Origin of the sequence: Streptomyces sp. NPDC101191 (genome assembly GCF_044767915.1) — a bacterium.
Taxonomy (GTDB): Bacteria; Actinomycetota; Actinomycetes; order Streptomycetales; family Streptomycetaceae; genus Streptomyces.
The window spans coordinates 269819-283522 of sequence record NZ_JBIWOU010000003.1; the positions used below are offsets into that span (position 1 = coordinate 269819).

14 protein-coding genes are annotated in these 13704 nt (G+C 72.3%); 6 read left to right on the top strand and 8 right to left on the bottom strand.

The genetic code is table 11. The features are described from left to right. Positions 1-17: 17 nt before the first annotated feature. Together ACIRQF_RS14380 and ACIRQF_RS14385 are read right to left on the bottom strand one after the other, a co-directional pair. Positions 18-1349, bottom strand: a complete 1332-nt coding sequence (locus ACIRQF_RS14380) for a hypothetical protein (RefSeq protein ID WP_404092140.1) — start codon at positions 1347-1349, stop codon at positions 18-20. Continuing rightward, positions 1346-2749 (bottom strand): amidase family protein, encoded by a 1404-nt coding sequence (locus ACIRQF_RS14385; protein ID WP_404092143.1) that lies wholly within the window; start codon positions 2747-2749, stop codon positions 1346-1348. The genes ACIRQF_RS14380 and ACIRQF_RS14385 overlap by 4 nt, the downstream gene beginning before the upstream one ends. 215 nt (positions 2750-2964) lie before the next feature. Between ACIRQF_RS14385 and ectB the strand changes: the two genes are divergently transcribed. The 3 genes from ectB to ACIRQF_RS14400 all read left to right on the top strand — a co-directional run bounded on the left by ectB (position 2965) and on the right by ACIRQF_RS14400 (position 5811). Continuing rightward, a complete protein-coding gene (ectB, locus tag ACIRQF_RS14390; RefSeq protein WP_404092145.1) occupies positions 2965-4206 on the top strand; it encodes a diaminobutyrate--2-oxoglutarate transaminase in 1242 nt (413 codons plus the stop codon). Further along, a complete protein-coding gene (locus ACIRQF_RS14395; protein ID WP_382476932.1) occupies positions 4206-4502 on the top strand; it encodes a hypothetical protein in 297 nt (98 codons plus the stop codon). Before ectB ends, ACIRQF_RS14395 begins: the two co-directional genes overlap by 1 nt. A 181-nt stretch (positions 4503-4683) precedes the next feature. Next, positions 4684-5811: a glycosyltransferase family 39 protein gene (locus tag ACIRQF_RS14400; protein ID WP_404092148.1), complete on the top strand. Its 1128-nt coding sequence runs from the start codon at positions 4684-4686 to the stop codon at positions 5809-5811. On the opposite strand, the gene ACIRQF_RS14405 is transcribed toward ACIRQF_RS14400, so the two are convergent. Together ACIRQF_RS14405 and clpB are read right to left on the bottom strand one after the other, a co-directional pair. After that, positions 5812-6351 carry a YbjN domain-containing protein gene (locus ACIRQF_RS14405; protein ID WP_376626984.1) on the bottom strand — a complete coding sequence of 180 codons (540 nt, stop codon included), beginning with the start codon at positions 6349-6351 and terminating at the stop codon, positions 5812-5814. A 173-nt stretch (positions 6352-6524) separates the two neighbouring features. After that, complete coding sequence (clpB, locus tag ACIRQF_RS14410) at positions 6525-9116, bottom strand: ATP-dependent chaperone ClpB (RefSeq protein WP_389750778.1); 2592 nt, start codon at positions 9114-9116, stop codon at positions 6525-6527. Positions 9117-9249: 133 nt separating this feature from the next. On the opposite strand from clpB, the gene ACIRQF_RS14415 reads away from it, so the two are divergent. Then, positions 9250-9663, top strand: a complete 414-nt coding sequence (locus tag ACIRQF_RS14415; RefSeq protein WP_404092153.1) for a pyridoxamine 5'-phosphate oxidase family protein — start codon at positions 9250-9252, stop codon at positions 9661-9663. Positions 9664-9791: 128 nt separating this feature from the next. On the opposite strand, the gene ACIRQF_RS14420 is transcribed toward ACIRQF_RS14415, so the two are convergent. Both ACIRQF_RS14420 and ACIRQF_RS14425 read right to left on the bottom strand, forming a co-directional pair. Continuing rightward, a complete protein-coding gene (locus ACIRQF_RS14420) occupies positions 9792-10124 on the bottom strand; it encodes a (2Fe-2S)-binding protein (RefSeq protein WP_376626989.1) in 333 nt (110 codons plus the stop codon). Then, positions 10121-10372 (bottom strand): hypothetical protein, encoded by a 252-nt coding sequence (locus ACIRQF_RS14425; protein ID WP_376626991.1) that lies wholly within the window; start codon positions 10370-10372, stop codon positions 10121-10123. The genes ACIRQF_RS14420 and ACIRQF_RS14425 overlap by 4 nt, the downstream gene beginning before the upstream one ends. 133 nt (positions 10373-10505) lie before the next feature. On the opposite strand from ACIRQF_RS14425, the gene ACIRQF_RS14430 reads away from it, so the two are divergent. Beyond that, a complete protein-coding gene (locus tag ACIRQF_RS14430; RefSeq protein ID WP_376626993.1) occupies positions 10506-11486 on the top strand; it encodes a helix-turn-helix transcriptional regulator in 981 nt (326 codons plus the stop codon). Further along, positions 11483-11959 carry a hypothetical protein gene (locus tag ACIRQF_RS14435; protein ID WP_404092158.1) on the top strand — a complete coding sequence of 159 codons (477 nt, stop codon included), beginning with the start codon at positions 11483-11485 and terminating at the stop codon, positions 11957-11959. Before ACIRQF_RS14430 ends, ACIRQF_RS14435 begins: the two co-directional genes overlap by 4 nt. 96 nt (positions 11960-12055) lie before the next feature. Here the strand turns inward: ACIRQF_RS14435 and ACIRQF_RS14440 are convergent, their stop codons facing one another. Next, the gene (locus tag ACIRQF_RS14440) at positions 12056-12505 is read right to left on the bottom strand and encodes a heat shock protein transcriptional repressor HspR (protein ID WP_376626997.1); all 450 of its coding nucleotides are present in this window, start codon (positions 12503-12505) and stop codon (positions 12056-12058) included. Between the two features lie 4 nt (positions 12506-12509). Further along, on the bottom strand, positions 12510-13688 hold the full coding sequence (gene dnaJ / locus ACIRQF_RS14445) for a molecular chaperone DnaJ (RefSeq protein WP_376626999.1): 1179 nt from the start codon (positions 13686-13688) through the stop codon (positions 12510-12512). Positions 13689-13704: the final 16 nt, after the last annotated feature.

Consider the following 13704-nt stretch of genomic DNA (forward strand, 5'->3'; position numbering starts at 1 on the left):
CGGGGAGGGGCCGGGGCTCAGCCCTCGTCGAGGTGGCGCCGGGCGGCGAACCACGACCAGGCGAGGGCCAGCAGGACGACCAGGACGACCCCGCGGACGAACTCCCGGTAGCCGAAGGCCGCCCCGCCCACGCCGAGCAGCGCGGTGCCGAGAGGAATGCTGGAGAAGACCGTCAGTCGGCGCAGGCTGAAGACCCGGACCCGGATCTCCGCCGGGGTGCGCTTGAGCCAGACCGCGCCGCCGACCGCGACGAGCACGGAGAACAGCAGCCCGGTCAGGGCCGTGCCCGCGACGACCACGCCGGGCGAGCGGGTCAGCGAGACGCCGAACACGACGGCGCAGATGGCGGCCAGCGCGCCGCTCGCCACGCCGAGCGCCCGGCGCCCGGAGAGCCCCCGGCCGGCCCGCAGCAGCAGCACGGTGCCGACCAGCATGCCCAGGCCGTAGCCGGCGGCCGCCTGCCCGTACACGGTGGCGTTCTCGCGGGGCGAGGAGACGTAGGCCGTGAGGAAGGCGGGCAGCACGGCGTAGAAGGGGAAGACGACCAGGTTGCCGAGCACTCCGAGCCGCACCAGGAAGACCAGGTCGCGGTGGGCCCGGATGAGGGCGACGGCGGACGCCGCGTCCTTCAGCCAGGTGCGCAGCGGGGAGCCCGGCGCGTCCCCGGCCGCGGCCTCGGCCCGGATCCGGGCGGTCACCGCGTCCAGCGGGCGCCGTCCCCAGCGCAGCACCAGCAGCATCGCGAGGAGTACGGCGAGCGCGGTGAGCGGGATGGAGCGCAGCGCCCCCGCGGAGATCGCGGCCCCCGCGGCGGCCGGCGCCACGACCCGGTCGACCTGCGAGTGGATCTGGGTGAGCAGCGCGGTGCGGGTCTCCGGCCAGTTCGCCGGGGCGAGATCGGCGGTCACCGTCTCGGTGGCGGCCAGGTAGAGGGTCTCGGTGGTGCTGATCGCGGTGTAGCAGACGGCGGCCAGGACCAGCGCCGCCGTGCCGGGACGGGACGGGCCGAAGAGGACGACGAGCGCGCCGACGGGCAGCGCCAGGACCAGCAGCAGGACGGTGAGGGCGCGCAGCCGGTCGGCCCGGTCGAGCACCCCGGACAGGACGGTGGTCACGCTGAGGGACACCACGCTCGACCCGCCGATGACGAGGCCGAGCGAAGCGCCCCCGCCGGGCGCGCCGTTGATCCACCAGCTCAGCGAGAAGAGGCACCCGCCCGTCGCGATGACGACGAGGAGGCTGGGCAGCCACGCCACGAGGAAGGCCCGGACGCCGCCCGCGCCCGGGACGCTCTGCCCGGCGCCGGCCGGGGCGCCGGGTGCCGTGCCGGTGGGCTGTGGGGCGCTCATCGGCCCTCTTCCGCAGGCCACTTGGACGGGCGGCCCAGGTAGTGAGTGGCGGTCCCGGCGGCGCCGGTGACGAAGGAGGCGAGCGCGATCAGCGCGGGCTCGGTGTCGGGCGGCCCGATCAGCTGCATGCCGAGCGGGGCCTCGTGGCCGGCGTCGTACGCGAGCGGGAAGTTGAGGGCCGGGAGTCCGGCGAAGGCCGCCATGGTGGCGTAGTTGACGCCGTCGTAGCCGTCGTCGTCACCCTCGTCGCCGGGACCGGCGGTGGTCTCGGGGTCCGCCGTGCGGATGGTCGTCTCCGGCGCCGCCTCGGTGTGGAGGTTGCGCGGCAGCAGCGTCCCGGCGGGCATCAGCCAGCCGTCGACCCGGTCCTCGGCGAACAGGCGGCGGGCGAGCGCGCGGTGCCGTTCGTGGACCGCGATCAGTTCGGCGTGCCGGTCCGGGCCGACGGCCGCGCCCATCTCCAGTGCCCGGCGGGTGGACGGCGCCGGCTCGTCGGCGTCGCCGGAACCGCCCGCCCGCCACCGGACGTACGCGTCGAAGGCGTCCTTGGCGCACAGCTCGTACGCCAGCGCGCGCCGCCGGAACAGTTCGCCGAGCCGTACCGGGACCAGCTCCGCCCCGGCCGCCTCGACGGCCGCGCGCACCCGGTCGTAGTCCGCCCGGACCTCGGGCAGCATCCGGTCGGCGAGCACCTCCTCGGGCACCCCGATCCGCCAGGCACCGTCGGGGCGCCGGCCGTCGGCGGCGAGCCGGGCGCCGAGCGCGCCGGAGCGGCAGAGCACGTCGAGGTCGTCGACGGTGCGGGTGAGCCAGCCGGGCGCGTCGAGCCGGTCGGACAGCCGGTACAGGCCGTCGAGGAGCCGGGGGTCGTGGGTGAGGCGCAGGCCGACGACGCCGCAGGCGGCGGCCGGCAGCCGGACCGAGGCCACCGAGTCGGTGCCCATCGCGAGGTCGCTGATGCCGGCGGCGACGGCGACCGCGCAGCCGGTGCTCGACCCGGCGGGGTCGAGGTGCGGGAAGTACGGGTTCACGCAGCCGTGTTCGAGACCGAGGCTCAGCTCGGTGGTGACCAGCTTGGCGTTGACGACCGCCCCGGTGACGCCGTCCAGCGCGGCGGCCGAGCGCTCCGGATACCCGCGGTGCCTGCGCAGGCCGAGCCGGGTCGGCAGCCGGGCCACGTCCACGGTGTCCTTGACGCCGAGCCGTACGGGCGGATCAGCCGGTTCCACGGGGCACAGCAGCGTGGTCGCCCGGTAGCGCTCGTCGGCCACGAAGCTCCAGGCGTTGGCCTGCTCCGCCCAGTCGGCGGGGTCCACCCCGCCCCGCGCGAACGCGTCAAGACGCGCCCTCAGCGGCAGCCGGACGAGTTCCGGCGGCTCCTGCGTCCCTGCATTGTGCACCGCGAAATCCCCCCGGACATCCGACCAGCCGAACAGCATTGCCGTGGACTATCCATCCACACCGCCGAGACACCCGTCAAATACCCTGGACCAATAACGTCATAGGCCGCCTCAATAATGAACTCCACCTTGCGCGACGGCCTCCCTCCTTGCATTGCGGATCGGCGTCGTGCCACGATCCCGCCACCGATAGCCGCACTCCAGGGGGAGGGTTCATGAGTATCGTCGAAGAGCTCGAATCGGAAGTACGGAGCTATTGCCGAACGTGGCCGACGGAATTCAAGGAGGCCCACGGGGCCATTCTCACCGATACTTCCGGGCGGGAATTCATCGATTTCTTCTCGGGCGCCGGAACCCTGAATTACGGGCATAACAACGACCTGCTCAAGCAGCCGTTGATCGACTATCTGACCAGCAACGGGGTGACCCACGGCCTGGACATGACGACCTCCGCGAAGACGGAATTCCTGGAGGTCTTCAGGAGCCGGATCCTCACCCCGCGCGGGCTGCCCCACAAGGTCCAGTTCCCCGGCCCGACCGGCACCAACGCCGTCGAGGCGGCGCTGAAGCTCGTCCGCAAGGTCTCCGGCCGGCCGAACGTCGTGGCCTTCACCAACGCCTTCCACGGCATGAGCCTGGGCTCCCTGGCGCTCACCGGGAACGCGGACAAGCGGGCGGGCGCGGGCGTGCCGCTCGACCACGTGCTGCGGGTGCCGTACGACGGCTTCGACCCCGACGTGGACGGGCTCGCCCTGCTCGACCGCATGCTCTCCGACGGTGGCAGCGGCCTCGACCGGCCCGGCGCGGTGGTCGTGGAGACCGTGCAGGGCGAGGGCGGCGTCAACGTGGCCCGGGTGGAATGGCTCCAGGAGCTGTCCGACCTGTGCCGCCGCCACGAACTGCTGCTCGTCGTCGACGACGTCCAGATGGGCTGCGGACGCACCGGCGCCTTCTTCAGCTTCGAGGAGGCGGGCATCGTCCCGGACGTCATCTGCCTCTCCAAGTCGATCAGCGGCTACGGACTGCCGATGGCGCTCGTCCTGCTCCGGCCGGAGCTCGACGTCTGGCGCCCGGGCGAGCACAACGGCACCTTCCGGGGCAACAACCTGGCCTTCGTCACCGGCGCCGCCGCGCTGCGCGCGTACTGGAGCGACAGCACCCTGGAGAAGTCCACCGGCGACCTCGCCGACCAGGTCCGCGAGCGCCTGACCCGCCTCGCCGGCTCCGTCGGCGCCGATGTCTCCGTGCGCGGCCGCGGCCTCGTCCAGGGCCTGCGCTTCGCCCACGCCCCGACGGCCGCGGCGGTCGGCCGGCGCGCCTTCGAGCTGGGCCTCCTCGTCGAGACCTCCGGCCCCCGGGACGAGGTGCTGAAGCTCCTGCCGCCGCTCACCGTCGACGGGGCGCGCCTCGACGCGGGCCTCACCGTGCTGGAGCGCGCCGTCCGGGAGCTGGCCTAGTGGAGACGGCGAAGCGCGAGGTGACCGCCGAGACGGAGCCCGCCACCCGCACCGGAGCCCCCGAGCCCGCACCCGACGACGGGCGGGGCCGGCTGGTCGACCTGGACACGCAGATCATCGACCTGGTCCGCCGCCGCGCCGCCGAGCAGCGGCGGTTCGTCGCCGCGCGGCGCGCCGTCGGGCGCCCGGCCACGGATCTGGCCTGGGAGAACGCGGTGGTCCTGCGCTACGGGGAGGAGCTGCGCCGCCCCGGGGTGAGACTGGCGCTGCTGCTCCTGGAGATGGGCCGGGGCTGACCCGGAGGGGTTGTCCCCCGAGCGGACCAGGGGGCGCGCGGCGTGCCCGTCCCCCGGACGGGCCGATCGTCCGGTAAACCGATTTGTCGAGTCACGATCGGTTTGTCCGTGCGCACGGAGGTGCCCCCTGTCCGCCGAGACCCTCGACCGCCCGGCATCCGCCGTCGCCCCCGCCCGGCGGGTGCCCCGCTGGCGGGCCTCGCTGCAGCGTGCCGCACCCGCCCTCGGGCTCTTCGCCGCCGCGCGGCTCACCGGGGTCCTGGTGCTCGCGCTGTGGGCCTGGCACGTCGGGCGCTCGCCGAGGGCGCTGCTCGCCAAGTCCTGGGACTCCCTCTGGTACACCGGGATCGCGGCGAACGGCTACGGCCGCACGCTGTTCTGGCCCGACGGGGTGGTCCAGTCCGACCTGGCCTTCTTCCCGCTCTATCCCGGGCTCGTCCGGGCCGTCACGGCCGTGCTGCCCGTCACCGGCGGCACAGCCGGACTGCTGCTGTCCTGGCTCGCCGCCGGGGCCGCGGCCTGGGGGATCTACCTGGTCGCGGAGCGCCTGTGCGGCCGGCCCACCGCCGTCGTCACGGTGCTGCTGTGGGGCCTGCTCCCCCACTCGATCGTGCTGTCCATGGCGTACACCGAACCCCTCATGACCGCCTTCGCGGCCTGGGCGCTGTACGCGCTGCTGACCCGCCGATGGCTGTGGGCGGGCGGCCTCGCCGCACTGGCCGGGCTCTCCCGGCCCAACGGCGTCGCCATCGCCGCCGCCGTCCTCGCCGCCGCGGCCCTGGCGCTGTGGCGGGCCCGGGGCCGGGTCGCCTGGCCGGTGTGGGCCGGGGCCGCGTGCGCGCCGGTCGGCTGGCTCTCGTACCTGCTGTGGGTCGGCGCCCGGCGGGGCGATCTGCTCGGCGGCTACTTCGCCGTCCAGGACGGCTGGACCTCCCGCTTCGACTTCGGGCGGGGCACGCTGCGCTTCGTGCGGGACATGCTGAAGGGCCCGACCCAGTTCGGCTTCGCGATGGCCCTGGTCATCACGGCGGCCGGGGTACTGCTGTTCGCCCTGCTCACGCTCGTCGAGCGCCCGCCGCTGCCGGTGCTCGTCTACACGGGCGTGCTCGTACTCATCACGGTCGGCGGCTCCGGCTTCTTCGAGTCGAAGCCACGGTTCCTGCTGCCGGCCTTCCCCCTCCTGCTGCCGCTGGCCGGCGCCATGACGAGAGCCCGGCCGGGCGCCGCGATCGTGGTGATCGCGGGCCTGGCCGGGCTCTCGTTCGGCTACGCGCCGTACGCGCTGACACTCGCGCGCATGGCTCTGTGACTACTCGGAGTCGGCCTCGCCGGAGTCCTTGCCCTCCGGCGACTCCAGACCGAACTGCTCGACGAGCCACTTGTCGAACTCGATCGACGCGCGGACCCAGCTGACGGTGGAGGACACGAAGTGCTCCAGCGACACACCGGTGCCGATCAGCATCTGCGCCTCACCGATGAGTCGGAGGGTGGCGGAGCCGTCCTCCTCCTCGTGCAGGTGGGTGTAGACCTTGGGCCACAGGGTGCGGCGGTTCCAGTCGTCGATCGCGTCGAGGATGCGGGCGCGGTCGTCGGCGGCGTGCGGGCGGTCGTAGAACGTGCGGACCGAGAAGACCTGCTGCTCGCCCTCGCCACGGAACATGAAGTACGTGCGGAATTCCTCCCACGGCGCCGCGAGGTCACCCTCGTCGTCGACGACGTACTTCAGCTCCATCTGGTCGAGAAGCTGCTTGACGAGGTCCTGGTCGGGAACGACGGGGCCCGCCGGTCCTCCGGCCTGCGGCTGGGGCTGAGCCCCGAAGTTAGGAATCGAGGACGGGTCGATGCTCACCGGGTTTTCCCTTCGTACGGATGCCCGCCATCCTCCCCCATGCCAGGCGGTACGTGGCAAGTCCTCACGGCACGATCAGCTCGTGGCTGACACGATCTCGCCCCATGGAGGGAACCGGAGGAGCGCTCGCGGCACCGGATCCGGCTCTCCATGGGGCTGATCACGCCGACCGGCTACTGGGCCCGGCCCACGATCAGGCCGTCCTCGAACCGGTCCACCCGGACCGTGTCGCCGTCGCGCACCTCGCCCGCCAGGATCTCCTTCGCCAGGCGGTCGCCGATGGCGGTCTGGATCAGGCGGCGCAGCGGGCGGGCGCCGTAGGCCGGATCGTTGCCCTCCTCCGCGAGCCAGGCCAGTGCCTCGGGCGTGACGTCCAGGGTGAGGCGGCGGTCGGCGAGGCGGCGGGCCAGACGGTCGATCTGGAGCCGCGCGATGCGCGCCAGCTCGTCCTTCTCCAGCGCGGAGAACACGACGATCTCGTCCAGACGGTTCAGGAACTCCGGCTTGAAGCTCGCCCGGACGACCTCCAGGACCTGCTCCCGCTTCTCCCCCTCACCGGTCAGCGGGTCCATGAGGAACTGGCTGCCCAGGTTCGAGGTGAGGATCAGGATCGTGTTGCGGAAGTCGACCGTGCGGCCCTGGCCGTCCGTGAGCCGGCCGTCGTCGAGGACCTGGAGCAGGATGTCGAAGACCTCGGGGTGGGCCTTCTCCACCTCGTCCAGGAGCACGACCGAGTACGGGCGCCGCCGTACGGCCTCGGTGAGCTGGCCGCCCTCCTCGTAGCCGACGTAGCCGGGAGGCGCGCCGACCAGACGGGCGACGGAGTGCTTCTCCGAGTACTCCGACATGTCGATGCGGACCATCGCCCGCTCGTCGTCGAAGAGGAAGTCCGCGAGCGCCTTCGCCAGCTCGGTCTTGCCCACGCCGGTCGGGCCGAGGAAGAGGAAGGAGCCGGTCGGCCGGTCCGGGTCGGCGATGCCGGCGCGGGTGCGGCGCACCGCGTCGGAGACCGCGCGGACGGCCTCGCTCTGGCCGATCAGACGCCGCCCGAGCTCGTCCTCCATGCGCAGCAGCTTCTGCGTCTCGCCCTCCAGGAGACGGCCCGCGGGGATGCCGGTCCAGGCGCCCACGACGTCGGCGATGTCGTCCGGGCCGACCTCCTCCTTGACCATCGTGTCCTTCGCGGCCTCCTGCTGGGCCTCCGCCTCGCTCGCGGCCGCCAGCTCGCGCTCCAGGGCCGGGATCTCCCCGTAGAGCAGCTTGGAGGCGGTGTCGAAGTCGCCGTCGCGCTGGGCGCGCTCGGCGCGCCCCCGCAGCTCGTCGAGCTGCTCCTTGAGCTCGCCGACCCGGTTGAGGGACTGCTTCTCCTTCTCCCAGCGGGCGGTGAGGCCGCGCAGCTCCTCCTCGCGGTCCGCGAGGTCGCGGCGCAGCTTCTCCAGGCGCTGCAGGCTCGCCTCGTCGGTCTCCTTGGAGAGGGCGAGCTCCTCCATCTTGAGCCGGTCGACGGAGCGCTGGAGCTCGTCGATCTCGACGGGCGACGAGTCGATCTCCATGCGCAGCCGGGAGGCGGCCTCGTCGACCAGGTCGATGGCCTTGTCCGGCAGGAACCGGGAGGTGATGTAGCGGTCGGAGAGGGCCGCCGCGGCGACGAGGGCGGAGTCGGCGATCTGGACCTTGTGGTGGGCCTCGTAGCGCCCCTTGAGCCCGCGCAGGATGGCGACGGTGTCCTCGACGGACGGCTCGGCGACCAGGACCTGCTGGAAGCGGCGCTCCAGGGCGGGGTCCTTCTCGATCCGCTCGCGGTACTCGTCGAGCGTCGTGGCGCCGACCATGCGCAGCTCGCCGCGGGCCAGCATCGGCTTGAGCATGTTGCCGGCGTCCATGGCGGAGTCGCCGCCGGCGCCCGCCCCGACGACGGTGTGCAGCTCGTCGATGAAGGTGATGACCTGGCCTTCGCTCTCCTTGATCTCGGAGAGGACGGTCTTCAGGCGCTCCTCGAACTCGCCCCGGTACTTGGCGCCCGCGACCATCGCGCCGAGGTCGAGGGAGACCAGGCGCTTGTCGCGCAGCGACTCGGGGACGTCGCCCTTCACGATCCGCTGGGCGAGGCCCTCGACGACCGCGGTCTTGCCGACGCCGGGCTCGCCGATGAGGACCGGGTTGTTCTTCGTGCGGCGGGAGAGGACCTGGACGACGCGCCGGATCTCGTGGTCGCGGCCGATGACCGGGTCGAGCTTGCCCTCGCGGGCGGCGGCGGTGAAGTCGGTGCCGAACTTCTCCAGGGCCTTGTACGAGCCCTCGGGGTCGGCGCTGGTCACCCGGCGGCTGCCGCGGGCCTTCTCGAAGGCCGCCTGGAGTTTGCGGGCGTCGGCGCCCTGCCGGTCGAGGAGCTCGCCGGCCCGGCCGCCCTTGGCGGCGATGCCGATGAGCAGGTGCTCGGTGGAGAGGAACTCGTCCCCGAGCTTCCTGGCGCGCTCGTCGGCGTCGGCGATGACGGCGAGCAGCTCGCGGTTGGGCTGCGGGGGCGCGACCGTGGACCCGGTGACGCTGGGCAGGGCGGCGATGAGCCGCTCCGCGCCGGAGCGCACGACGGCCTGGTCGGCCTCGACGGCGGCGAGCAGGTCGGTGATGTTCTCGTTGTCCTGACCCGCGAGCAGGGCGAGCAGGAGATGCGCGGGGGTCAGATCGGCGTGCCCCTCGGACACGGCGCGGCTGCTGGCCGCGTTCAGCGCGTCCCGGCTCCTGTTGGTCAGTTCGGCGTCCACGTGCGGGGTCTCCTCCTGGTTCTCGACTGCTGCGGGGACTCTTCCCCTCCTATGACTCATCCAACGTACACAAAGTTGAGCCTATTCCGCTCAAGGTACCGAAGGGAGTCCTTCCCGGAGTAGTTTCCGGAGCATGGCCATCGACCCGAGCAAGCCCAGTGACACGTACCTCGCCTTCTGGCGCGAGTACCACATGTGCACCCTGACCACGCCCCGCCCGGACGGCACGCCGCACGTGGTGGCGGTCGGCGTCACGTACGACCCCGAGGGCGGCGAGAAGGGCATCGCCCGGGTCATCACGAACAAGCACAGCCGCAAGGTCGCCAACGTCCTGGCGGCGGGCCCGGAGGGCGCGAGGGTCGCGGTCTGCCAGGTGGACAAGGGCCGCTGGGCCACGCTGGAGGGCGTGGCGCGGGTCCGCACCGAGGCGGAGACGGTCGCGGACGCGGTGGACCGCTACGCGGCGCGCTACGGCCGGGTCCCGACGCCGAACCCGGACCGGGTCGTGATCGAGATCGCCCTGACGCGCGCGATGGGCCGGGCGTAGTCGGCACGGGGGCCGGCCGCCGGCGCGTCCGGACGCGGACGCACAGCGGCGCCATCGCGTTTCAGGTCCGCGATGGCGCCGCTGTGTGGGGGAAGCACCTGAACGATCTACAACGACGGGGGAATCGTTCAGGCGCTGCGGGGGGTGGCGGTGATGGTCTCGGTGTCGACCAGGTGGGGTTCGACCAGTTGGTGGTCGCGCTGGTCGAGATTGACGAAGATCATGCCGTACCTGATGGCACAGCGGACGGGCTGCGGGGCGCCGCGTGGGCGGCGAAGACACCGGTAGGCGCGAATGTCCTCGTCGTCTTCGCGGACGACGACGATCGGCTCTCCGAAGAGGGTGACCATCAACGACTCGCCACGGCGCGGCACCGCGGTGACGAGGTCGATGAAGTGCCACCCGGACCGGTAGGCGCTCGCCATCTCCCGTCGGAAACGAGGATCTTCGGGAACCGTCATGCCCTCACGGACTCCCATCCAGGATCGGAGGCCGGTGCGACACCCCAGCCGGGATCGGCGGCGGCCAGGACGAGACCCCAGCCCGGGTCGGCGGCCTCGGCACCGGGGGCAAGACCCCAGCCCGGGTCGGCGTTCACGACCCTCGTCTGCGAACCCCACCCCGGGTCCTCGGTTGCCGTGACCGCTCCCACAGCGGCAGCAGCCATCAGTGCGACACCGGCTACGGTGCGTATGAGCTTCTTGGACATGACCGAGCAACCTCACTTGAAGGTGTGTAACAACCTGCTCCCCCGCAAGTCACGACGATGGCTCACTCATCCCGTTTCCACCACTCGCTCAATGCATCATGTTCCTGTAATGCAAAAGCCTGGGGGTGTACGTATGCGAAGAGAACCTGAGAAAGCGGGACATTCTCACACGCACGCAGACCTGTGCGAAGCGGGCACACGCCTCTATGCCGAAGCGCTGCGATCAGGCCGGATCGCCCGCTCGGACATCGGGTCGGCCCCCTGCCTCATGGACCTCGACCTGCTGCGTCCCGACCCCGACGACGCCGAATGGCTGCGCCCCGTGGCCCCTTCGGCCGCGCTGGCCCGGCTGCTCCTTCCCATAGAGAAGGAGATCCAGGAGCGCAGGCGCCTGACCGTCTCCCTCTCCGACGCTTTCGAGCCGTTCATGGCCCTCGGCGCACGCGACCCCTCGATGACCCACGCCATCACGGTCCTCGAAGGCCTCGACCGCATCAACGCCAGCCTGGACCGCGCCGTCGAGGAGTGCACCTCGGAACTGCTCACCGTACAACCGGGGAAGGGCCGCAGCGCCCACACGTTCGGCGAAGCCCTGCGCCGGGTCCGGCCGTTGCTCGGCAAGGGCATCAAGATGCGCACGCTCTACCAGCACACGGCGCGCCACCAGCCCATCACCCTGGCCTACTTGGAGCGCATCGGCCCCGAGGTCGAGGTCCGCACGCTGGAAGAGATCATCGACCGGCTCATCATCGTCGACCGCAAGGTCGCCTTCGTGCCGGCCAGCCGCGACCGCACCATAGCGCTCGAACTGCGCCACCAGGGCCTCGTCGAGTACCTCGGCGGCGTCTTCGACCAGTTCTGGCTCCAGGCCACACCGCTGGACGCCCCCGTGACCTACGAGCCGATGCTCAGCGGCATCAGCGGCGTGCAGCGCTCCATCGCCAAGCTCCTCGTCGAGGGGCACGTCGACGAGGCCATCGCCCGCCGCCTCGGCATGAACGTCCGCACCTGCCGTGCCCACATCGCCAAGCTCGCCGCCGCCCTCGGCAGCGGCAGCCGCGCCCAGTTGGGCTATCTCATCGCCCGCTCCGGCATCCTCGAACGGGACGAATGACCGACGTGTACGTCCGGATCCACCTCGACACCCCTGCCGGCGCCCTCCGGGTCGACGGCCACGGCCTGCCCTCCGTGGAGCTCGTACGGGCCCCCGAGAGCGCCGCCGACCGCCACACGCCCATCGGCACCCGCGACGCCGCGCTGCTCGCGCTCACCGTCGACGGGCGCCCGGCCGGACTCCGCCCCGCCAGGGGCCGCCTCTCACGCCGCTCGTACCGCGTCGACGCGACCGTGGACGGGCGGCGCTACCGCCTCGTGCCCTGCTCGTACGGCGAGAGCCGGCTCACCCGGGACGGGCGGCGTCTCGGCACCCTGGAGTCGGCCGGCGACGGCCGCGTCGACGCCGGCTGGGAGCCGGACGCGGACGCGCTCGACCAGGCCCTCGGGACCGCCCTCGCCGCCGGCTTCGGCACCGGGGCGCAGCCCTGGTGGCACACGGCCGTCGAGATCGTCTCCGAACTCCTGCCGTGACGCCCGCCCGTGAACGCGACGAGGCCCCCTCCGGAGAGGGGGCCTCGTGCGCGAAGGGAGCCACGTGCGAGAAGGGAGCCGCGTGCGAAGAGGAAGCTATTCGCCGCGCTTGTGCCCCGGCCGCCACACCACCAGGGCACTCGCCTGCTGCACGTCCGTGTAAGGGACCAGGTCGCGCCGGTAGGAGGCGTGTACCTGGGCCTCGCGCTGACGCATCGCCACCGCCGCGCCCTCGACGGCCGTCGACAGCTCGGCCACCCGGGCCTGGAGGGCCGCCACCTGGTTCTCCAGTTCGATGATGCGCTTGATGCCGGCCAGGTTGATGCCCTCGTCCTGCGACAGCTGCTGCACCTGCCGGAGCAGCTCGATGTCACGGGCCGAGTAGCGGCGGCCCCGCCCGGCCGTGCGGTCCGGGGAGACCAGGCCGAGGCGGTCGTACTGACGCAGCGTCTGGGGATGCAGACCGGAGAGCTGAGCCGCCACCGAGATGACGTACACCGGCGTCTCGTCGGTCAGCTGGTAGGGATTACGGCGGCGGCCTTCCATCTCCTCAAGCTCCCTTCGCGGCCTGGAACAGCTCTGCCCTGGGGTCCTCGCCCGTCGTGGCCTCGCGGTACGTCTCCAGGGCCTCGCGGGCCTTGTCGTCCAGTTCCTTCGGCACCGCGACCTCCACCGTGATCAGCAGGTCGCCGCGGGTGCCGTCCTTGCGGACCGCGCCCTTGCCGCGGGCCCGCATGGTGCGCCCGTTGGGAGTACCCGCGGGCAGCTTCAGCGTCACCGCGGGGCCGCCCAGGGTCGGCACCTTGATCTCGCCGCCGAGCGCCGCCTCGTCGAACGTGACGGGCACCGTGACGGTGAGGTTGTCGTCCTTGCGGCCGAACACCGGGTGCGCGTCGACGTGCACGACGACGTACAGGTCGCCGTGCGGCCCACCGCGCTCGCCCGGAGCGCCCTTGCCGCGCAGCCGGATCTTCTGCTTGTCGCTGACGCCCGCCGGGATGCGGACCTGCATGGTGCGGGAGGACTTGGCCCGCCCGCTGCCCTTGCAGACCTCGCAGGGGGTCTCGGCGATCAGGCCGCGGCCCTTGCAGTCCACGCACGGGTCGGTCAGCGAGAAGCCGCCGCCGCTGCCGCGCGAGACCTGCCCGGTGCCGACACAGGTCGGGCACACCCGCGGGGTGCCGTTCTTGTCGCCGGTGCCCGAACACGCCTTGCAGGGCTGCTGGCTGGACATCCGCAGCGGCACCGTGGCGCCCTCGATGGCCTCGGTGAAGCTGAGCGTCACCTCGGACTCGATGTCCTGGCCGCGGCGCGGCTGCGTACGGGTGCCCGCACCGCCCGCGCCCCGGTTGAACAGGCCGCCGAAGACGTCACCGATACCGCCGCCGAAGCCGCCGGCGCTCCCGGCCCCGCCCTGGGCGCCCCCGAAGAGGTCGCCGAGGTCGAAGTTGAAGGAGCCGCCGCCCGGGCCGCCGGCCCGGAAGCCGCCGTTGCCGAACAGGGCACGGGCGTCGTCGTACTCCTTGCGCTTCTTCGGGTCACCGAGGATGTCGTTGGCCTCGGAGATCTCCTTGAAGCGCGCCTCCGCCTTGGTGTCGCCCTTGTTGGCGTCCGGGTGGTTCTCGCGGGCGAGCTTCCGGTACGCCTTCTTGATCTCGGCGTCGGTGGCGTCCTTGGGGACGCCGAGAACCTTGTAGTAGTCCTTCTCGACGAAGTCCTTCGTGCTCATCGACGTCCCTCCTCTC

Coding starts and splice junctions, on each gene's coding strand:
- ACIRQF_RS14380 (WP_404092140.1), bottom strand. CDS start 1,349: ATGAGCGCCCCACAGCCCACCGGCACGGCACCCGGCGCCCCGGCCGGC.
- ectB (WP_404092145.1), top strand. CDS start 2,965: ATGAGTATCGTCGAAGAGCTCGAATCGGAAGTACGGAGCTATTGCCGA.
- ACIRQF_RS14415 (WP_404092153.1), top strand. CDS start 9,250: ATGGCCATCGACCCGAGCAAGCCCAGTGACACGTACCTCGCCTTCTGG.
- ACIRQF_RS14420 (WP_376626989.1), bottom strand. CDS start 10,124: ATGACGGTTCCCGAAGATCCTCGTTTCCGACGGGAGATGGCGAGCGCC.
- ACIRQF_RS14425 (WP_376626991.1), bottom strand. CDS start 10,372: ATGTCCAAGAAGCTCATACGCACCGTAGCCGGTGTCGCACTGATGGCT.
- ACIRQF_RS14430 (WP_376626993.1), top strand. CDS start 10,506: ATGCGAAGAGAACCTGAGAAAGCGGGACATTCTCACACGCACGCAGAC.
- ACIRQF_RS14435 (WP_404092158.1), top strand. CDS start 11,483: ATGACCGACGTGTACGTCCGGATCCACCTCGACACCCCTGCCGGCGCC.
- ACIRQF_RS14440 (WP_376626997.1), bottom strand. CDS start 12,505: ATGGAAGGCCGCCGCCGTAATCCCTACCAGCTGACCGACGAGACGCCG.
- dnaJ (WP_376626999.1), bottom strand. CDS start 13,688: ATGAGCACGAAGGACTTCGTCGAGAAGGACTACTACAAGGTTCTCGGC.